This window comes from Vibrio sp. L85 (genome assembly GCF_963871815.1).
GTDB classification, from domain to species: domain Bacteria; phylum Pseudomonadota; class Gammaproteobacteria; order Enterobacterales; family Vibrionaceae; genus Vibrio; species Vibrio harveyi.
Genome location: NZ_CAWMYL010000267.1, coordinates 43,230 through 63,040 on the forward strand (window position 1 = coordinate 43,230; position 19,811 = coordinate 63,040).

The following is a 19,811-nucleotide window of genomic DNA, read 5'->3' on the forward strand; positions in this document are numbered from 1 at the left end:
TGAATTTATTGAAGGTCAGTCAAATGCCTCTATCGATTAGAATTATTAGCTCTCCAGATGGTGAAAGCATCGCCCAATGGAATCAAGCATTTCCAGAAGATGGTGGAGATATCGGGCGTGCGTTTGGCGCGACGCTACAACTTAATGACGCAAGTCGTGAGATTTCAAGTACCCATGCGACGATTCGTAAGACCTCGCGTGGATACCAAATCATGGACAACAGCACCAATGGCCTTTACATCAATGGCTCTGATGCGCCTTTGGGCAATGGTAACCAATCGACATTAAGTGATGGTGATGTTCTTGATATTGGCCGTTACCGATTGCTGGTTTCTTGTTTCTTCCCTGAATCAGCGAAAGCGCAAACCCAGCAGTATCACTCTGATAGCTCTCGACTAGGTGATGATCCGTTTAGTACTGAATCAACACCTTTTATTCAAAGTATTCCTGAAGTCGATGAAGCGCCAGAGTTCACCATCTCGGCAACAGATGTGGTGGGGGATGACCCATTTGCGAATGATGCCTCAGTTAAGCAAGAGCAAGCGCCTCACTTTAATCTTGATTTTCAGACGGATGAGGATGACCCGCTGAAAGACAGTGATTTTCGTGCGTCATTTCCAAACCATGAAGTGATGGCGCCTCCCTCTTTCGCTCAAGAAGAGTCACCAGTTAACCAATCTCAGTTTGCGGTTACTGAGTTTAAGAAGCATGAGCAGCGCTTACAGGAATGCACGGACAAAGCATTAGAAATGGCATTGGCAAGGTTGTTGTCTGACATTTCTCCGAATGCGATGGAGTCGATGTTTGATGATTTGTCGGGCAACGGCTTTTGGTCTCGTAAGCCGAAGTACTGGGATATGTACAAACGCTATTTCAACCGACAAGTAGAGAATCGCGATTGGCAAATTAAGTTTCAAGCGTACTTCAGAGATGCAATGCGTATGCAAAAAAACTTCGAAGGGGATCAGTAATGGTACGTTGTTTATGCCTAATGTGTATCGCCCTTATGATGTCAGGGTGCAGTTTATGGAGCGATGAGCTGGTTGAGCCAAAACTGGTCGTTGATATTAAAGCTGCGACCAATATTAACCCTAATGTTGAAGGTAAGCCTTCTCCGGTAGAGCTCCGAATCTATCAATTGACGAATAATAATGCGTTTGAACTCTCTGATTTTATTCAAATTTATAATGATGACCAAGGCGTATTGAAGGCCGAGTTGGCCGTTTCTCGCCAGTTACCAAGCATTTTGCCAGGTGAAACTCGTCAGGAAATTATCCCACTTGGTAGTGGCGTTAAGTACATCGGTGTGATTGCGGGTTTTGCTGATTACAGAGAGGCGAAGAACAAGGTGATTTATAAGCCGCTAATTGTGAATTCAGCGGTTATCAGTATTGAAATTGATGGCATTAATCTGTCTGTGTCAGGGGAAGAATAATAATGGATAATAATAAAGTCGTGTGGAGTGAGGGGATGTTCCTTTCCCCTCAGCACTTTCAACAGCAAGAGCGCTATGTTGAACATTTTACTCGCGAGTTCGCCGGACAAATTAGCCCTAATGCTTATGGATTGACCTCGCTAGAGCTTGACCGCTCGATGTTGAACATTGGTAAGGTTTCGGTGCGTCGTGCTAAAGGTATTTTCCCTGATGGAACGCCATTTGAAATTGAGCAAGCACTCGTGCTCGATGTGCCGAAAAATACCAGTCATAAGAAAGTGTATCTGGCCCTTCCGGTTTCAAGACCGGGCACTATTGATGTTGGAGAAGATGCGCGTCTTAGACACTCTTCACAAGAGCACCCTGTTTACGATACCAGCCGAGAGCACAGTGACCCGGTTCAGTTAGAGCTAGCAACATTGAACATTCAGTTGCGTTTAGAAGGTGATGAGCTAAAAGATTTTGTATTGATATCCGTTGCTGAAATCAGTGAGCACAAATCTGAAGGTGTTGTTGTGTTGAACCAAGCATTCGTTCCCCAATGCTTGCAGTTTGCCGTATCTAGCTACCTAACCGATAACGTTGCTGATCTATTTGCACAAGTACAATACCGTTCCCGAGCGATACATACTCGTTTACAAGCGGAGTCCAGCAGTAAAAGCTATCAGTCGTTGATGCGTGACTACTTGTGGCTGCAAGTACTGGGTGCTTGGATGCCAAAGCTTGAACAATGGAGCCTAGATGGCTCGTTGCTGACACGTCACCTCTATTTAGAGTGCGTTTCGATGGCGGGGCAGATGCAGGGTTTAGAAGGGAAGATGCCAAAGTCTTTCCCTGCATGGAACCAAGATGCGTTATACAGCATTTTCTCGACCGTGTTTTCTGAGTTATTGGTGTTGCTGCGTGAGGTTCAGATAGATAATGTATCAACATTGAACTGGGACAAGCAGCTGTTCGTGAGCCGCCGCTTACTACGCACACTGGTCGATGATCGCAGCCTATACAATCAAGGGCGCTTTGTGTTGGCCGTTTCCTCGTCTATCGGTGCTACTCGACTTAGTGAAGAGTTTCCTCGTGCTGCGAAGCTAGCAGGGAACAGTGATATTGCCGGTTTAGTGCGTAATGCACTTTCAGGTGTTCTTTTGCGCCATCTTCCTTATGCACCTTCTGAGCTGAAGTCTTTGAATGACGCCGCTTACTTCGAAATCGATACTAAGTCTGAATTGTGGCAAGCGTTGATCAAACGTGATGAGGCGATCGCTCTTCATATTGATGAAAGAATTGATGATATCCACGTCGATTTTCATGTGATCAGGTAGGTTACGGATGGGCGGATTATTTAACGAAGAACCGACGGTTCAAATTCGACGAGTGACATCGACCGAATCACCTCAAAAGCAGCATCAGTTGCCACCCAAAGCGGATACTTCGGGTACAGAGCGATTGATTGAGAATCTTGCCATTTATGGTAGCCCTTTAATGAATGCGGCAACGGAGCTGTTGGGTATTTTAGTGACGATTAAGCGTCAAGGTGCGCCGAGAGACATCAACCGTTTTCGTCAAAAACTTTTGTACGCCATTGATGCGTTTCGTTTGCGTGGTCTGCACTTGGATTACCACCCAAGCGTGATTGAAAAAAGCTGCTTTGTGTTGTGCGCGGCATTTGATGAAGCTGTGCTGTACACCGCTTGGGGAGAGCGTGCCCGTTGGGAAAATCATTCGTTGTTGAGCAAGGTGTTTTCGCAGCGTGATGGCGGAGAGGCCTTTTTTGTGTTGCTAGATAAGGCCAGCCAGCAGCCGAATAAACTTGTTGATTTTATTGAGCTTCAGTACGTGCTTTTGGCTTTGGGTTTCAAAGGGCGCTTTCGCCATGAAGACGAGAGCCAATTGCATGATATTACCGCTCGTGCGTACGGCCTCATTCGCCACTATCGCAGTGAAAGTCCTTTTCCGGTACCGCAAACACCAACGTTAATCGAAGGTAAACGCCCGTGGCTAATGATCAGTATGGGCAAAACGTTAGGCTTGGCTTGTTTGGTTCTGGCATCTGGGTATGGCTTTACTGAATATTGGTACAACAGCCGCGTGCAGCCGTTGTTGGCACAGTTTAGCGCGATCGATATGTCAGACGTCAACCTGAAGAAAAACAGCAGTGACTTAGTGTACTTAAGTTCCGATGCGGATTTGGGGCGACAGAGTGAAAGCCTAGAGGAAGAAACGGGAATGAAAGGAAAAGTGGTCACTCAGCAATGGGAGATCATTCTCGCGGTATTTTCTCGGGCGAGCGACGCACTTCGTTTATCGACAGAACTCAAACAAGCAGGCTATGAGTCTTTTACTCGTGAGACGGAACATGGTGTTGAGCTTTATCTTCACGCAGGTGACGACTTAAACACCATTCGTAAGTTGAAAAATGAACTCAATGTTCGCTTTGGTTTGAACGCCACGATTAAAAGAGCGCTGAAATAAGATGTTTAAAAAGATATTTTCTATTTTCTTGGTGATTACTGCCATTTTAGGGACGGTCGCATTTTGGATAACGGCATCAGAAGAGCAACCAGTCTGGATAAAGTGGGGAATGCTCGCTGTCACCGTCGTTATTGTCTTCTTTACATGTGTTTGGTGGTGGAAACAGCGCAAGCTTAATCAAACAGAGAAAGAAGAGCATGACCAATACGTACTGCTTAAACAAGACACACGCGTGATCCAGCAGCTGTTTCGTATCGCAACGAAAAAGATACAAGGACAGGCTCGTAACAAGCTAGAAAGTCTTTACAGTCTGCCTTGGTACCTAGTTCTAGGTGGTGAAAAAGACGCGAAAAGTGCCATATTGCTACAGAATGGTTTTGAGCCAGTTAACGAGCGCTACTTGGATGAAAGTGATACGGAACAGTACCTACGCTTTTGGAGCAACGATAACGCAGTCGTTGTGGAAGTCGGTCATCGTATATTTGATAACGACGGTATTGACGAGTCACTTTGGCAAGTACTGGCGAAGCAATTACTTAAATACCGTCCGAGGCAAGGGCTGAACGGCATTGTGACGGTTATTGGGTGTGATCGCCTAATGACAGGAGACAAAAAAGAACGTACTAGGCTCTCAGGCATCTATCAGGAGGCTGTGTTGTCGATGGGCGCAGAGCTTAGCTTAAACTTGCCTGTTTACGCCGCTTTCTCTAAAGCTGACTCGATTGCAGACTTCACTGGTTTCTTTGAGAGCTTCACTGCATGTGACTCAGAAAATCCTTTTGGTATTACCTTTGAGTGCGATGTTTCGCGCCGTTATGACAAACAGCAGTTTGAGGCAGAAAGTCACGCGTTGATTCAATCCATTGCGGGGCAGCAGTTTGAGTTACTGAGAAATGTCAGCAGTGACAAGTCGAGCTCTATAATCGCTTGGCCATATCAGCTAAGAATTTTCCTAGAGCGCGTCAACGAGTTTTTGAGCGAGATTGGTCGCGAGAACCGTGTCCGAGAAGCTGTATGGATCCGCGGCGCTTATTTAATGTCATCCGGACAAAAAGGCATTGAGCATGATCTACTAACGCAGGTAGTGGCCGAACGTGCTGAGTTCAACACTAATAATCAGGTTGAACAGCAGCCAAATCGTCGTGGTTTCTTCACTCAACGTTTGTTCAATAAGGTCATCTTGCCGGAGAAGAATATCGTCGGTGTCAATGAATGGCGTCATGCGGGTTATCTTGTATTTCGAACCGCTGTTCTAGTATCCGTAGCTGGGCTGATTTCTATTGCAGGTCTGAAGTTACAGGAAAACTGGAATGTTGATGAAGATTGGCGCACAACGGCTCTATCTCAAATTCGTTTTTATCAAAACGATGTTCACAAGCTGAGCAATGACAATTCTATGTCGGAGGTTGTGGCGGTATTAAGAGAACTCGGCGACGTGGTTGCTGAGGGCGTTCAACCTAAACCGTGGCATGAGAAAGTCAGTATTAAGCAAACAGATACGGCCGAGAGTGTTTACTCTGCTTATGAAAAACAGTTGCACCAGATAATGCTGCCAAAGCTCGAAGGGCTGATCAGCAGCGAGCTGTATGTTTATGTGAACCTTGGTAATCCAAGCCGAATCTTTGAGATTTTGCGTTACTACCAGATGTTGTTTGACCGAGAGCAACTGAACTTTGCGGAACTACAAACTTACTTGCTTGATAACTTGAAAGACCAAGGTGAGCTTTCTCCGGACGAGCTTTACTCTTTTTCTCTTTTAATCGAAGACTTGTTTAAAAGTCAGTACGACAAGCAGCTACAACCGAACCTAGACCTGATAGCTGTTGCAACGAACAACCTTGAAGGCTTGTCGCCAGAGCGACTGATTTATGCGCGTATTAAAGAGATGCCAGAGTACCGTACTCAAGTGGATCTCCGAAGCCAGCTCGGTGAGAAGTTCGATAGCTTGTTTGAGTTTACTAATGATTTCCATGGCTATCTGATCCCAGAAATCTTTACTAAGCAGGGCTATAGCCAAATTGATTTGACGGCAAAATCGCCTCTGCTTAGAAGCTTGATGAGCGAGTTTAAAGCGATTCAAGGTGATATGTCTGGCGCATCAGTCATTGAGCTTAGAGAACTGAGTAAACAGGTTCAACGTCTGTATTTTGCCGATTACATCTACTACTGGAAAGACCTAGTCAACAACATTCAAATCAAGCAGTTTGGCGATGCTTCAGGACTCAGCTATGCACTAAGGAACACACGTTCTCCGGCTACGAGTCCACTACTTGACGTATTGGATGCAGTTGTGGTGAACACAACATTGGCTGTCGCCGATCAACCGGATACGAAAGGACAGAAGCGTGCAGCCGGTCAACTAGGATTGAAGAAAGCGAAAAAGGTGTTGAATAAAGCCGACAAAGTAAATCGAGCAGTTGGCGATAACCTGTTGAGGCTGCAACCTTCATTCGTCGTAAATGAAGCATTTTTGCCTTTTTCTAGGTTTGTGAATGGGAACGGTAAAGATAAGGATACACCACTGGAGCAGTTGATCGTTCAAGTTGATGAGGTTAACTCGTTTTTCGATGCCGCATTGTCTAGTTCAAACCCAGGTAAATCATTCCATGCTTATGCCATCGCTCATGCGCAAGGTAGTAGCGATCCTATCGTGAACTTCCGTCAAGCTGGCAGTAAGGCTCCGAACATCGTCGCGTCTTGGACGAAGAGTCTCAGTGAACAAGTTTGGAAACAAGTAGTGAATGGCAGCGTGGTGTATCTAAATACACAGTGGGATGAGCAAGTTTACCAGTTTTATGTGTCTGCCATTGAAGGACGATTCCCATTTGATCAACATGGTCGTGGAGAAGTGAGCTTAGATGACTTTTCTCAATTCTTTAAACCAAGTGGCCGTGTGGCTCGCTACATAGAAGAAACCTTGAAGCCGTTTGTTTACTGGGATAACAGCAGGCTCAAGCTAAACGAAGTTGACGGCTTAACGCTACCAATAAACTCAAACACTCGTGAGCAACTTGAATTAGTTCAAAAACTGAGTGGCATTTTCTTCGGTTCTTCAGGGGATGATCTTGGGTTAAGGCTTGAAGTGAAAGCGAGCTCAATGAGTACCGACGTGACGGAATTCCGCCTACGAGAGGCTGAAACGATTTACGACTACAAACATGGTCCAAGAGTGTGGCGCGAGATAACTTGGCCAACCGCAGGAGTGGATGGTTATTTGAGTGCAGAATTCTACAACGGTCAGAATCGAGTCGCACAACAATCATTTACCGGTCAGTGGGCGTTGTTGCGCGCTATTTTTGCGAATAAGAGCAGTGCTACATCGAGCCGCTTGATTCGTAAGCTCAACTACAAAATTAACCAAAACAACATCGTATTGGATTACACGTTGCGTGATTCAAAACAACCATTGGATAAATCTTTATTTGTTCAATTCTCGTTGCCTAAGCAGCTTTAAGGTTGTCGATGTTGAAAGCAGTGATTGAACCGCAGGAACGAGTGCGTTGCCAAGTTTTGGCGACTCACTCCCGTGCACATGAAATCAGTAACGACTTGACCCACTACACTAAGCAATTTGATTCGGCAGAGAGCCTGCAAAGAGAATGGGTTGCTTTGCAAGAGTGTCAGGGCGTTCAAATACAAAAAGTAGTGGATGTCGACTGGAGCAAATTGCAGCTAAAGCTGGAGTTTGATCAAAGTGCGATACCGCTGATTGAGTTTGAGCCTAAGGATTTGGCGTTATTTGCTTCGCTTTTGCCTAGTGCGGTTCAAGCGATCAAACACTGCCATAGCAAGGGGTGGGTACATTGCGATATCAAACCATCGAACCTGCTTTATGTACCTCAATTGCAACATATTCGATTGATCGATTTCGGTGCTAGTTGTCGGACTGGAACTTCTAGGGAAGCACTCTCTGATTGGCAAGCAACTCTAATGTTTGCTTCGCCAAATCAAAAGGGTGGGGAAGGTCTGGTAGAAACGGGGGACGACTGGTTTTCACTGATTCAAATCATCGATCAGGTCATGCCATATGGGCATGACTACTCAATAAAGTCAACGCTTATTCAGTGGCGAAAAGCCCTGAGCCTTGAGATTTAGATAGAAGGAAAGCTAATGAATAAAAAACAGCTTGCTGCAGCCAATCTTGACTTCGACGTGTCGTCAATCAAAGGGACGGATGGAAAATTAATCCCTAACTTAGGATGCGCTATAGAAATTGAGCAATGGTTGAAAAAACTGTCTCTAGCATGTGGGAGAAGGCATTCTAACAGAGCCCTACCTTATTTAGAAAAAGCGATAGATGTTATATATTCTGAGGTTGAGGCGGAATTGTATCGTCAGTCGGGAAACAACAGTAGCGCCTACGAAGCTAGCGCAGTTACTAAGCATCCTGTATGGCAGTTTTTTGTAGAACGAGTGACGAAAAAGTTTGGTAGTGTTGTTAAGGTGATTCAACCACACCGTTCACCAACGGAATCTGTACGTTCGAAACTGATTAATCGTACTTTCTTCCAAATGTTGCATAACAAGCATGAAGTTTTGAAGCGTTCTCATAGCAGTATCTTAGCATCAGGTGAGCTTGGTCAAGCCAAGGTGGAAATTCTTGATGCACAAGTTAATGCTTTACGAGATGCCTACTTTAATCATGCGAAGTGCAACGCTGAACTTTGGCCTGCTATAAATGAACTGTTTCAAAAAGGAAATACCCGCTCTGTTGAGGGCAAAGCAGATCTTGAAGGCGGTTCACTGACATTCGAAGCCTCACAAGCACTATTTGCTGAAGCAAAAGTCGAGTTTGAAAAAACTTGGGACTTCGGAAAAATGAAAAACCAAATTAAAGCATCGGCTGAAATTGGTGTCCGAGAGACCAGCAAATTTAGTGCTAGTGCTAAGGTTAACAAAGGCGCTTTAGATGGAATCGGGCACAGCCGAGATCTTTTTGGTGCGAATAAAGATAAAAGTACTAAATCGGACTTTTCAGTTAATAAATTAACAGGGAATCCTACTTATAGCATCGATGATTCTGTAATTACTACTCAAATTATACCTGGTATTGATTTAGAGGTTGATGCAGTACTTGCTGCTCAGATGGGCATGAAACTGACGGTCTCTCATGAACTCTCTGTGGCTGACTTTATGGCTCTAAAGAATGAGGGAGAATTATTTGTTGGAGCAACCGCAAAAGTTCAATTCACTGGTGCAATAAATAGCGCCAATATGTTTTCTGGAAACGAAGTCATAAAAACCAAGTTTGGTGCAAGTGCTTTTGTTGGTGCTAAAGCGAGTGGTACAAGCTCTTTCACTTTGAAATCTCGCGGAATGAGTATGCTATCAGGCAGCGTCACTGGCACCGCATCAGCCGGTTTAGGTGCCTCCGCAGCTTTGGAAGCCATTGTTAAGGGGTCTGGAGACTTCACATTTAAGGCTGGAGCAGGTGCGACGATGGGGGTAGGAACCAACATAGAATTTGGAAGTATGGTTAACCCGATGCTACTCAAAGTGCTCCTGTGGGATTCGTTCGGTCAGCACCTACGTTCGAAGCAGACTAAGCGTAAACAGGGAATTAAATATAACAGAAACGTCAACCAGGTTGCATTGAGCCGCTGTGAAGAAAGTATTCTGTCGTCGTTGAACTTGATTGAAGCGGACTACCGAGTCTTAGCAGAAGAGATCTGGCGGATTCCAACCTTTACAAATGTATCTATGAAGGATGAAGTCACCACGATCCATGATCGTATTGCGAGCCCTGATAGAAATGTAATGGATAAATACCTAGAAATGCTTGGCGTCAATGATGCTATCAACATGAGCCCTGAGGATATTGCCCAAGCGGCTGTGGATATTGATAATCAGGCGCGCTTTAATCAATCGCAAAACATGCTTCTTAAGCAGGCAAAGAAAGCGGCTTCGAAAAAAGGTTCTAAATCACTTTCCGGAGGGCTGGCTTTAGTGGGAATGAATGTTATGAATCCAACAATGGGGTTACTAGCTGTCAAGCCTTAATAACTCAGAGTGGCGGGATATCCCGCCCCTTTGAGTTATTGTTATAAATTAAAGCGTGTGATTCATAGACATCCTTTCATCACACTGGATGTCTATGGACAGATAGGTTCAACAAAGATTACGTTGGGTAAAACTCTACCAAAAGTGTCGTGATGCGAGCTTGTTTTACCGCTGTTGTGGTATTTGAATATCAACATTTCGCAAGTGGGTGACCCTATATTTAAACGATAGTTTATCGGGCTTAAAAAACATTAACCGAAAAACTCATTCTTCTCTTAATATTAAAGAGTTGATTTTGAATAGAAACCTTAGAGCAAGAAGCCTCTAATCTGAATTGGCACGCCTTCATAACTTTCATTTCAGCACCGAAATCATCCATGACGTGCTTGCTAGCCACCAATACCGTCACTCTCATTGCCACTTACCGTAGGAAGCAATGATTTCAGTGCTATGAAAGGTCAACTCTTGGCAATAGAGTTCAGATGGATACTTGCAAAGTCGCTCTTAGAGTTTATCAATACACGGCAATAGTATGTGTTTTGTCGAGCTATTCACACCGTACAGCAACTAACACGCTAGACTTTCATGAGTGTGTAATCGACGAAGTGCCTGTTCCAATTTAGAGAATTCAAACAGACAGGGGGTAAGAGTTCCTTGCAGTGCCTGTATCAAGAGATACTCAAAGAGTATGGGATAGTTTCTCTTGGATAAATCAGTTTCACCGCACCTCAATGGCAAGATTGAGTGGTCTCAGAAGACTTACAAATATGAGTTTTACCTAACAATAGAGACCGAACTGACAAACTTGAATTGAGATAGAGGCAGATGAGCGGATGCTGAATTTTATCGAGATGCGGTAAATATAGAACTGACGGGCTTACTACGCCTACTTACGGGGTTATTGTAATTGATATGAGAGAACTGTGCTCAAGTCTTAATGATAAGGGGGACATATTTCGCTGCATTAAATCGGACTTCATGTCCTATTTTTCTTGAGCTTTACTACAAAGGTGAGTACTAATATAGGCTTCCTTTCGAATTAGATATTGAGATATTTTTGCGATGGTTTCTAATTGATAAACCTAGCGTAATCATATGCTTGATGCTATTTAGTGCGAACGCATTATTTTTAGATCAATGCCTAGTGCAGTTTCGGCAATGTTGATTTCTACTTACGAAATGATAATTTCAAAAGCTACGTCCAAGTGATATGGAGGAAATGTATTTCACCTGTTAAATGCATAGTCTTGTGATTTTTAGGGAGAGAGTGTGGCTAAGTAAACTCTAATTAGATATTCAGAGAATACGAAGATTTTTTGTCAGAATTATACTTTTTGAAGGATATTGGTGATAAATTATAAACTTAATCTGTCAATTTTAATAGCATATCATATCTTTTTTGATGATAATCTTGGTGTAACAAACGTTATTTAATGGAGTAAAAAATGAAAGTTATAAGTGCTTCACTTGCTGTTTTGCTTTCGTTGCTTGGATGTTCAAATATTGAACAGTACGAATATAGAGGTTTTTTTACATACGGGCATGAAACATCTGTTTTTAGATCATGTAATGATATGCGATACTTCTGGTTAAACGGCGAAAGTGTTAATAGAGGTATTATAGATAATGCCTCTTTAGAGCTTGCCGATAAGGTTAACGAACCATATCAGGCTATTTATATTAGATTCAACGGCTTCATTGAAGATAGAGAACCTGTTGGGTTTGAGGATGACACTGATGACTTAATATATATGACAGAGCTTTTGGAGTATTCAGAACAGATTCCTGAAAGTTGTAATTGATTTTAGGGTAAATTATTGTATAGGCTTCTATCGAAGCCTATACAAATTTATCGTTTATTAATTGTCAGTATCAACATTTACAATAAAAAGTTTCCCAAAATTTTGTTGTTGAACAAGCTTCCAAGGAGGGTTTTTAACAATAACATTTCTTACACCTAACTTTGAGTAATCTTGAGGTAAGTAAGTCCAACCCGTGTATTGATCGGGGTCAAACTTTCTATAGGTTTGTGATTGCCCTAATGTTGTAATTTCTTGTTTTACTTTAGTTTTTTTAAAAAGCGCATCCTCGTCCTTTTTAACTTCATCAAGATACGCTTGCATTTGTTGTAAGAGCTTTTTAACTTCTTCTTCTCTTTTCTTTTTGGGCAAGGTTTCAAACATCTCATCAATTTCAGATGTATCAAACTCTTGACTGCTTGCCCCTCCATGAAAACCGATGATGGCTTTATTTGATATGTATTTATATCTTCCGGAAGTGAATATGTAGTTTGCACAAGAAGATAAGCAATAATCTTCGACTTCCACGTCTAATTTTTTGTCAAAGACCCATTCACCTAAAGCGATCCCTAATTCGACATCTCCACCATCACTGGTAATTGAAAGTGTCTTTGGTTTAACTTTTGAGTCGTTATATACCTTAAAAACAGACTCATTCCCCTCTGGTGTTAGTGTTCCAGTGTAGTAAATTTTATCGTTTTCAAGGAAAACGCGAGTGTCCGTTTCTTGATTAGCAAAGATAACAGGACTTAAAGATAACAATATTGCAACATTTATTATTTGTTTTTTCATAAAATAACCTTATTGAATGAACTATTGAGGTAGACATTATTTAGGTTAGTTAAGTTCCCATTGTAGAATAAATTTTAATTTTGTCGTCGATAAATTTCTTTTCAGGTTTGATAAAAGTATTAAAAATACATAATGAGCAGAGGCGTTCTAGCTTATTTTTAATAATATGCGTGATGGTATTATGGATCTTTAAGTTGATAGTTATTGGAAAATACCAGCTTTTTGGATTGAATGTTGGTTTATGACGCCTACAAAAGCCCCTTTTCTGTCTAATACGGGAAGAGCTGTAATGGCGAGTTTACCCATCAACTCTAAAGCTTCAGTGCATAGACTAGATTGAGTGATGCAAGTAGGATTCTTTGTCATCACGTTACTCAATATTGTGTTAGATAATACACCTTTCGTAAATGCCCTGCGTAGATCCCCATCTGTAAAAGCTCCTGCTACTTTTCCTTTTTCGACAACAGCTAATAGTCCGTAACCTGTTTTACACATCACCTCTACTGCTTGTTGTATTGTTGAAGTTGGGTAACAAAATGCACTTTTATGCTGTTCATCTAAAAGTTGCTCTATTGTAGTTAGTAATCGGCTACCCAAAGAGCCTGCGGGGTGTGTGCGCGCAAAATCAGTATGATCAAAGTTACGTAATTTCATAACGGTCAATGCGATAGCATCGCCTAATATTAGAGTGTTAGTTGCACTAGCCGTTGGTGCTAAACCAAAAGGACATGCTTCTTTTTCTGATGCAATATCCAAGGGATAGTTGCTATTTTTTGCTAAGTAGCTTTCTTGGTTAGCAGTGACTCCGACGCTGATTATTCCTTGCGCTTGCAATAAAGGCAGTATTATTTTGAATTCAGTTGTCTCCCCTGAGTTTGAGATTAACATTATCAAATCAGATCGATCGACCATCCCTAAATCTCCGTGTAGAGCTTCCGTTGGATGGATGAAAAAGCTTGATGTTCCCGTAGATGCGAGCGTGGCAGCTATTTTTTTCCCAATGTGCCCTGATTTCCCCAACCCCATAACTATAACTTTTCCTTTACATTTTAGTATTGTCTGACATACGTCTACGAAAGAATTTCTCAAAGTTGGTATCAAGCGTTTTGCTTGTTCAATTTCTTGAGAAACGATATGGCGTCCCTGAAGGAAGATCTCTTCTACAAAAGCATCTCGACTCATATGTATTCCTTTTTGCTGTTTTTGTTACTTATAAAATTTTCATTGTGAAAGTTAATGTTTGATTTATACATCATAAAACTAACGATTAGCAATAATGAAAAAGAGAAATAAACAGAGCGATTTTTTATTTTTGTGATTAATCCCTTTTAACTTATTGTTTTATATATGAAAATGTTTATTTTTAGTTCTTGCTATTCTCTTGAGATTTTATTTAACCTGTATTTTGTTGTGATCTTTGTCATCAAAATGAAAATCAAAGCTTTTAAAGTGAAAGTTAAAATGAAAATATGAAAAAGAGGACAAACAGAACTAATCAAAACAACGAGGTAAATTATGGAATGGATAATTAATGGCGCGGAATGGTTTATAGGACTGTTTCAAAAAGGGGGCGAAGTGTTTTCTGGTATGGTTGCCGGGATCTTGCCTCTTCTTATTTCTTTATTGGTTGCGATGAACGCACTCATCCGCCTAATAGGTCAGGACAAAGTTGAGAAATTGGCTCAACGTAGCGCAGGTAATCCTGTGTCCCGGTACCTAGTTCTCCCAGTTATTGGAACATTTATCTTTTGTAATCCCATGACGTTGAGTTTAGGGCGCTTTCTTCCAGAGCGCTATAAGCCATCATATTATGCTGCAGCTTCATACAGTTGCCATTCAATGAACGGTTTATTCCCTCACATCAACCCTGGCGAGCTCTTTGTTTATCTGGGTATCGCCAGTGGACTCACTACTCTCGGGTTGCCATTAGGTCCACTTGCTGTGAGCTATCTGTTGGTTGGTATGATTACTAACTTTTTTCGTGGGTGGATCACCGATTTTACAACAGCATTGGTTGAGCGTCAGCAAGGTGTTCAGTTAGAGCGTGAAGTTCATTTTAGCTAGTGGGGAAATAGAAATGTTTCAAGTCTTACGCATAAACAAAGGCAATGGCGGCTGGGGTGGTCCTCTTGAGTTGTCTGTCGAAAATAACAAAAAAGTAGTTTACATCACTGGTGGTACTAGACCGAGCATTGTCGATCGTATCTGCGAACTAACGGGATATGAAGCCGTTGATGGATTTAAAACTAGTATTCCGGATGATGAGGTTGCAGTTGCTGTAATCGATTGTGGGGGGACTTTACGTTGTGGTCTATATCCTAAAAAACGTATACCAACAGTAAATATTCATTCTACGGGTAAGAGTGGTCCGCTTGCGCAGTTTATCACGGAAGATATTTATGTTTCTGGTGTACGAGATACTGATATTGAGTTAGTTGGTTCCGAAGGTGGAAAAATAGCATCAACATCAGATGATTTAAAGGTAGAAAGTACATACGACACGACTAAGAAGTTATCTCAGCAAAGTGATAGTTTGCTTGCCAAAATTGGTATTGGAATGGGCTCAGTTATGGCAACGTTCTTTCAAGCGGGACGCGAAACGATCGATACTGTTCTGAAGACAATTCTTCCCTTTATGGCGTTTGTATCGATGTTAATTGGGGTCATTATGGCTTCAGGTTTGGGGGATTTGATTGCTAATGCATTGACACCTCTCGCACAAAATCCCTTTGGTCTCGTCACGTTAGCATTGATCTGCTCGTTTCCTTTGTTGTCGCCTTTCCTTGGTCCTGGAGCCGTTATTGCACAAGTCATTGGTGTCTTGGTTGGAACTCAGATTGGTATGGGAAATATCCCCCCTCATTTAGCATTACCGGCTTTATTTGCCATTAATGCACAAGCTGCAGCGGACTTTATTCCTGTCGGGCTTGGTTTAGCGGAAGCAAAACCGAAAACTGTAGAGATTGGGGTTCCATCAGTTTTGTACTCACGTTTCTTGACGGGAGCCCCAACTGTTTTAGTTGCTTGGTTTGTTTCAATGTTTATCTATCAATAAGGAGCATATGAATGCTACCTCTTTATAAAGTACAAATTAAAAGAGTTGGGGAGTTTGCTAATTGCGCCCTAGAAGATGACATGATGATCATTTTTAGCGAAGTCGCTCCAAGCGATGCTGCGGATTATTGCTTTATCCATGATCACGATGAGTTGAAAGGTCTGATAACGCAAGGTGGTTTATTCAAACTCGGGCAGCAGCAATATCTAATAACCGCTGTAGGTGATGTCGTGAACCAAAACTTGGCTCAATTGGGACATATTACTATTAAGTTCGATGCATCAAATGAAGCGCAATATCCAGGATGTTTGCATGTAAAAGGTCGACGACCTCAGAGGGTGATCTGCGGTGAAGAAATTGTCTTTTTAAATTAAATATTAGTGCTTTGAGTATAGATGAATATTTTGTAAGTAAGGTGTTGAAAATGAGTAAAGTAGCTTTGGTTGTTGGTGGTGGTCAGACCTTGGGTGAGTTTATCTGTCTAGGTCTTGCTGATGAGGGATACCATATCGCTGTCGCAGATTTGAATGGCGATAACGCCAAGTTAGTGGCGAAAAAAATCAATCAAGAATATGGATCTGAGAGCGCATTTGGAGTTGAAGTCGATGCGACCAAAGAGCATAGCGTTTTAAATATGATTAAGAGTGTGGATGATCATTTCGGGCGAGTTGATCTACTTGTTTATAGCGCAGGTGTGGCGCAAGCCGCGAAAATTGACAGTTTTCCTCTAGATGCATGGCAAATGTCTATTGATGTAAACCTTACTGGGTATTTTCTCTGCGCCAGAGAGGCGTCGAAAATAATGATCCGTGAAAAACGAGGAGGCAGGATTATACAGATTAACTCGAAATCGGGTAAAGTTGGTTCGAAACACAATAGCGGTTATTCAGCATCCAAATTTGGTGGGGTTGGTCTAACTCAGTCTTTAGCGTTGGATTTAGCAGAACATAACGTAACAGTGCATTCTTTAATGCTAGGTAACTTAATAAAAAGTCCAATGTTTCAGTCGCTATTGCCGCAGTATGCTAAAAAACTTGGAGTTCCTGAGTCTGAAGTTGAACAGCTGTACATCGATAAAGTACCTTTGAAATTGGGTTGTGAATATCAAGATGTATTGAATGTGTTGAAGTTTTATGCAAGTGATGAAGCTTCGTATTGCACTGGACAGTCGGTCAATATTACCGGTGGTCAAGTGATGTTCTAATCCATCCCCCATGGATAATGCTCAATGCTCCAACTAAGAGGGCGAACAATATTGGGCAAGCTTATGCTTGCCCTTTTTTTCTGAGAGGAGGTGAATGATGGATCTTACTGGGATGTTAATCTATTTGGCGGTTATTGCTTGGGTTTTGCAGATTACCCTTGGGTTCCTACAGATTCGTGCTTTTAACCGTATGCTTCAAAGTATGGCGAAAAAAGGGCGAGTTAAAATTGGAAGGACTCAGAGGCGTTGGAAGCCTCGTACAGTTGTTGTGTTAGCTCAAGACGATTCAAATCATGTCGTTGACGCTAGAGTTATGAAAGGAATGTCTGTATTTGCACGTCCTAAAGTATTATCACTATTGGTTGGTAAAAAGATTCCTATTTCACCGGCACTTCTGACAAAACTTGAACTCAATGTTCAGGAAGCGTTAAACGTCGCAATTTCCAAGCAATAATGAAAGATTGTTTTTCATTGTCTTTTAAATTGAAAGGTAAGTGTTATAGACTATAAGTATTTAATTATTAAGTCGATGCTATGAATCTAGATAACAGAAGAGCGCAGTTGTTAGAATTCCTGCGTACCAATGGTAAGACATCCGTGAACAGCCTAGCTGATACTTTCGAAACATCTGGCGCAACTATACGAAGCGATTTACGCTCCTTAGAACATGAGGGATTGGTCGTACGTCGTTATGGTGCAGCAGAAGCTTGTCTGCTTAGTGCAAATAATGCCGAAGATCGTTCTATGGACGAAAAACAAACAGTAAACCTCGAACGTAAGTGCCTCATTGCTCGAGAAGCTGCGCAATTAGTTAATGACGGAGACTCAATTATACTTGATTGTGGTAGTACCACACTACAGATGGTTGAACACTTTGAACGTGTAATGGCATTAACATTAATGACCAATAGTATCCATATTGTTAATGCAGTAGCAAATCTTGAAAAAGAGCATACCGTATTGGTACCAGGAGGGACTTACCGGCGCAAATCTGCGTCTTTCCATGGAACTTTGGCAGAACAGGCATTTAAACAATTTTCATTCGATAAACTCTTTATCGGAGCTGATGGATTTGATTTGGCTCAAGGAACTACTACTTACAATGAGGCGTATCAGGTCAGTCAAGCTATGTGTCAAGCTGCACACCAAATAATTGTGGTAACAGATTCATCCAAGTTTGGACGACGTAGCCCGAATGTTGTCGTTCCTTTAAACAAGATCGATATACTAGTCACGGACGCTCAGATCGGAAAGGAAGATATTCAGTTTCTTGAAAGTAAAGGTATTGAAGTCATAATTGCTGCGGGATGATAGCGAACATCATTTGAACGAAGGGAAGTTATTATGCTTCCTTTTTTTGTATGTAGTTTTCATTATGTTGCCTATTTCAATTTTTAGCTTTTAAAATGAAAGTCTCTGGTGATTAAATTCACGCTTTTTTATTTTTCCTCTTTTTCAAAGTGTCAATAAACGAAACACTGTAACAATAATTGCTTTGTCTTTGAGAAATGATGATATGGATTGGATCGTCGAAGGAGCCAACTGGTTCATTGGTTTGTTTGAGGCAGGAGGGGAGGTATTCAGCAGAATGGTCTCTGATGTACTGCCTCTACTCGTATGTTTGCTCGTTGCAATGAATGCGCTAACACGATTCATTGGTCAACACCGGATCGAACGCCTAGCGCAAAAAAGTGCTTCAAATCCTTTATCACGATATTTGCTTCTACCAACTATAGGTACTTTTGTCTTTTGCAACCCAATGGTTTTGAGTTTAGGGCGATTTTTACCTGAAAAGTATAAACCGTCGTATTATGCTTCTGCCTCTTATAGTTGCCATACAATGAATGGTATGTTCCCGCATGTTAATCCTGGAGAGCTTTTTATCTATCTCGGTGTTGCTGCTGGGGTTGTTCAGCAAAATTTACCGCTAGGTCCTTTGGCAATTTCATATTTGTTAGTTGGCTTAGTAACAAATTTCTTTAGAGGATGGATTACCGATTTAACGACGAGCTTTGTAGCAAAGCAACAAGGAGTAGCCTTAAGCGATAAAGTTGATTTTCATACTGATGAGGAGAAGGTATGAAAGTGTTAAAAGTAACACCTGGACCGGGTGGTTGGGGGGGACCGCTGTCAATACCGGTTAATCCAAATAAAAAAATAGTTTTTATAACTGCTGGTATTCGCCCCAAATTTATTGATGAAGTTGTAGCTCTTACAGGGATGAAAGCTGTCGATGGTTTTGAAATGTTCGTCCCCGATGAAGATATTGCATTTGTTATTATTGATTGTGGTGGTACGTTACGTTGTGGTCTATATCCAAAGAAGGGAATACCTACTTTGAATATTCATGCGACAGGAAAAAGTGGTCCCTTAGCACAATACATTCGAGAAGACATTTATGTTTCAAACGTATGTAGCGGTAGTTTCTCCATGCAACCCTTTGAAACTGAAGATAAAACCAATTGCGATCATTATATCAGTGAAGAAAATTTCGATACGAGTAAAAAACTATCGCAACAAACTGAAGGACTTTTAGCTCGGATCGGTATGGGTATGGGATCTGTAATGGCAACATTAAACCAAGCAGGTCGAGAAACTATCGACACGGTTTTAAAGACAATTTTGCCTTTTATGGCGTTTGTATCGATGCTTATTGGTATCATCATAGCTTCCGGATTAGGGGACTTGATAGCTAATGCTTTAGCACCTTTAGCAAGCAATCCCATTGGACTGCTAACCATTGCGCTAATTTGTTCGTTTCCTTTGTTATCTCCCTTTCTTGGTCCAGGGGCCGTCATTGCACAAGTTATAGGGGTGTTAGTCGGTACGCAAATTGGAATGGGAACCATTCCTCCACATCTTGCACTACCAGCATTGTTTGCAATCAATGCCCAAGCAGCCTGTGACTTTATTCCTGTAGGTTTAGGTTTAGCAGAAGCAAAGACTGAAACCGTTCAAGTAGGTGTGCCCGCAGTATTGTACTCTCGGTTTTTAACTGGTGCGCCCACTGTTTTAGTTGCATGGGCCGTATCACTTTTTATCTATCAATGAGGGGTT

At 41.9% G+C, this 19,811-nt stretch carries 18 protein-coding genes; 16 read left to right on the forward strand and 2 right to left on the reverse strand.

Annotated features, from left to right (window positions below):
- Positions 1-23: 23 nt before the first annotated feature.
- From AACR11_RS29495 to AACR11_RS29530, 8 genes are all read left to right on the forward strand, one after another.
- Positions 24-971 carry a type VI secretion system-associated FHA domain protein gene (locus AACR11_RS29495; RefSeq protein ID WP_079325397.1) on the forward strand — a complete coding sequence of 316 codons (948 nt, stop codon included), beginning with the start codon at positions 24-26 and terminating at the stop codon, positions 969-971.
- A complete protein-coding gene (gene tssJ / locus AACR11_RS29500; protein WP_079325399.1) occupies positions 971-1,435 on the forward strand; it encodes a type VI secretion system lipoprotein TssJ in 465 nt (154 codons plus the stop codon). The genes AACR11_RS29495 and tssJ overlap by 1 nt, the downstream gene beginning before the upstream one ends.
- A 2-nt stretch (positions 1,436-1,437) precedes the next feature.
- On the forward strand, positions 1,438-2,754 hold the full coding sequence (gene tssK / locus AACR11_RS29505) for a type VI secretion system baseplate subunit TssK (RefSeq protein WP_029790791.1): 1,317 nt from the start codon (positions 1,438-1,440) through the stop codon (positions 2,752-2,754).
- Positions 2,755-2,761: 7 nt separating this feature from the next.
- Positions 2,762-3,904 (forward strand): type IVB secretion system protein IcmH/DotU, encoded by a 1,143-nt coding sequence (gene icmH / locus AACR11_RS29510; RefSeq protein WP_010446946.1) that lies wholly within the window; start codon positions 2,762-2,764, stop codon positions 3,902-3,904.
- Position 3,905: 1 nt separating this feature from the next.
- Positions 3,906-7,358 (forward strand): type VI secretion system membrane subunit TssM, encoded by a 3,453-nt coding sequence (gene tssM, locus AACR11_RS29515; protein WP_079325401.1) that lies wholly within the window; start codon positions 3,906-3,908, stop codon positions 7,356-7,358.
- Positions 7,359-7,366: 8 nt separating this feature from the next.
- Entirely contained in the window at positions 7,367-7,999 is a 633-nt protein-coding gene (locus tag AACR11_RS29520; protein ID WP_017188820.1) for a protein kinase domain-containing protein, read from the forward strand.
- Positions 8,000-8,014: 15 nt separating this feature from the next.
- The gene (locus AACR11_RS29525) at positions 8,015-9,904 is read left to right on the forward strand and encodes a hypothetical protein (protein WP_079325403.1); all 1,890 of its coding nucleotides are present in this window, start codon (positions 8,015-8,017) and stop codon (positions 9,902-9,904) included.
- Positions 9,905-11,349: 1,445 nt separating this feature from the next.
- Positions 11,350-11,706, forward strand: a complete 357-nt coding sequence (locus AACR11_RS29530; RefSeq protein WP_079325405.1) for a hypothetical protein — start codon at positions 11,350-11,352, stop codon at positions 11,704-11,706.
- A 57-nt stretch (positions 11,707-11,763) separates the two neighbouring features.
- Here AACR11_RS29530 and AACR11_RS29535 read toward each other — a convergent pair whose 3' ends face one another.
- Together AACR11_RS29535 and AACR11_RS29540 are read right to left on the reverse strand one after the other, a co-directional pair.
- Positions 11,764-12,495 (reverse strand): peptidase, encoded by a 732-nt coding sequence (locus AACR11_RS29535; protein ID WP_079325407.1) that lies wholly within the window; start codon positions 12,493-12,495, stop codon positions 11,764-11,766.
- 201 nt (positions 12,496-12,696) lie between these two features.
- Positions 12,697-13,677, reverse strand: a complete 981-nt coding sequence (locus tag AACR11_RS29540) for a KpsF/GutQ family sugar-phosphate isomerase (protein ID WP_049536976.1) — start codon at positions 13,675-13,677, stop codon at positions 12,697-12,699.
- 333 nt (positions 13,678-14,010) lie between these two features.
- Between AACR11_RS29540 and srlA (AACR11_RS29545) the strand changes: the two genes are divergently transcribed.
- From srlA (AACR11_RS29545) to srlE (AACR11_RS29580), 8 genes are all read left to right on the forward strand, one after another.
- Positions 14,011-14,559, forward strand: coding sequence for a PTS glucitol/sorbitol transporter subunit IIC (gene srlA / locus AACR11_RS29545; RefSeq protein WP_017188826.1), 549 nt, complete (start codon positions 14,011-14,013; stop codon positions 14,557-14,559).
- Positions 14,560-14,572: 13 nt separating this feature from the next.
- Positions 14,573-15,550, forward strand: a complete 978-nt coding sequence (srlE, locus tag AACR11_RS29550) for a PTS glucitol/sorbitol transporter subunit IIB (protein WP_017188827.1) — start codon at positions 14,573-14,575, stop codon at positions 15,548-15,550.
- Positions 15,551-15,561: 11 nt separating this feature from the next.
- Complete coding sequence (locus AACR11_RS29555; RefSeq protein ID WP_017188828.1) at positions 15,562-15,924, forward strand: PTS glucitol/sorbitol transporter subunit IIA; 363 nt, start codon at positions 15,562-15,564, stop codon at positions 15,922-15,924.
- 50 nt (positions 15,925-15,974) lie between these two features.
- Positions 15,975-16,754: a sorbitol-6-phosphate dehydrogenase gene (srlD, locus tag AACR11_RS29560; protein WP_017188829.1), complete on the forward strand. Its 780-nt coding sequence runs from the start codon at positions 15,975-15,977 to the stop codon at positions 16,752-16,754.
- Positions 16,755-16,848: 94 nt separating this feature from the next.
- Positions 16,849-17,208, forward strand: a complete 360-nt coding sequence (locus tag AACR11_RS29565; protein ID WP_223295794.1) for a transcriptional regulator GutM — start codon at positions 16,849-16,851, stop codon at positions 17,206-17,208.
- A gap of 80 nt (positions 17,209-17,288) precedes the next feature.
- Complete coding sequence (gene srlR / locus AACR11_RS29570) at positions 17,289-18,065, forward strand: glucitol operon DNA-binding transcriptional repressor SrlR (RefSeq protein ID WP_017188831.1); 777 nt, start codon at positions 17,289-17,291, stop codon at positions 18,063-18,065.
- Between the two features lie 205 nt (positions 18,066-18,270).
- A complete protein-coding gene (gene srlA, locus AACR11_RS29575; protein ID WP_017188832.1) occupies positions 18,271-18,837 on the forward strand; it encodes a PTS glucitol/sorbitol transporter subunit IIC in 567 nt (188 codons plus the stop codon).
- Positions 18,834-19,805, forward strand: a complete 972-nt coding sequence (gene srlE, locus AACR11_RS29580; protein WP_079325411.1) for a PTS glucitol/sorbitol transporter subunit IIB — start codon at positions 18,834-18,836, stop codon at positions 19,803-19,805. The genes srlA (AACR11_RS29575) and srlE (AACR11_RS29580) overlap by 4 nt, the downstream gene beginning before the upstream one ends.
- Positions 19,806-19,811: the final 6 nt, after the last annotated feature.

Bases quoted from the DNA above. Each gene is read 5' to 3' on its own strand.
- AACR11_RS29495 (WP_079325397.1), top strand. From the start codon at position 24: ATGCCTCTATCGATTAGAATTATTAGCTCTCCAGATGGTGAAAGCATC.
- AACR11_RS29520 (WP_017188820.1), top strand. From the start codon at position 7,367: ATGTTGAAAGCAGTGATTGAACCGCAGGAACGAGTGCGTTGCCAAGTT.
- AACR11_RS29555 (WP_017188828.1), top strand. From the start codon at position 15,562: ATGCTACCTCTTTATAAAGTACAAATTAAAAGAGTTGGGGAGTTTGCT.
- icmH (WP_010446946.1), top strand. From the start codon at position 2,762: ATGGGCGGATTATTTAACGAAGAACCGACGGTTCAAATTCGACGAGTG.
- AACR11_RS29565 (WP_223295794.1), top strand. From the start codon at position 16,849: ATGATGGATCTTACTGGGATGTTAATCTATTTGGCGGTTATTGCTTGG.
- tssK (WP_029790791.1), top strand. From the start codon at position 1,438: ATGGATAATAATAAAGTCGTGTGGAGTGAGGGGATGTTCCTTTCCCCT.
- AACR11_RS29525 (WP_079325403.1), top strand. From the start codon at position 8,015: ATGAATAAAAAACAGCTTGCTGCAGCCAATCTTGACTTCGACGTGTCG.
- srlE (WP_079325411.1), top strand. From the start codon at position 18,834: ATGAAAGTGTTAAAAGTAACACCTGGACCGGGTGGTTGGGGGGGACCG.
- AACR11_RS29540 (WP_049536976.1), bottom strand. From the start codon at position 13,677: ATGAGTCGAGATGCTTTTGTAGAAGAGATCTTCCTTCAGGGACGCCAT.
- AACR11_RS29535 (WP_079325407.1), bottom strand. From the start codon at position 12,495: ATGAAAAAACAAATAATAAATGTTGCAATATTGTTATCTTTAAGTCCT.
- srlE (WP_017188827.1), top strand. From the start codon at position 14,573: ATGTTTCAAGTCTTACGCATAAACAAAGGCAATGGCGGCTGGGGTGGT.
- srlA (WP_017188826.1), top strand. From the start codon at position 14,011: ATGGAATGGATAATTAATGGCGCGGAATGGTTTATAGGACTGTTTCAA.
- srlR (WP_017188831.1), top strand. From the start codon at position 17,289: ATGAATCTAGATAACAGAAGAGCGCAGTTGTTAGAATTCCTGCGTACC.
- srlA (WP_017188832.1), top strand. From the start codon at position 18,271: ATGGATTGGATCGTCGAAGGAGCCAACTGGTTCATTGGTTTGTTTGAG.
- tssM (WP_079325401.1), top strand. From the start codon at position 3,906: ATGTTTAAAAAGATATTTTCTATTTTCTTGGTGATTACTGCCATTTTA.
- srlD (WP_017188829.1), top strand. From the start codon at position 15,975: ATGAGTAAAGTAGCTTTGGTTGTTGGTGGTGGTCAGACCTTGGGTGAG.
- tssJ (WP_079325399.1), top strand. From the start codon at position 971: ATGGTACGTTGTTTATGCCTAATGTGTATCGCCCTTATGATGTCAGGG.
- AACR11_RS29530 (WP_079325405.1), top strand. From the start codon at position 11,350: ATGAAAGTTATAAGTGCTTCACTTGCTGTTTTGCTTTCGTTGCTTGGA.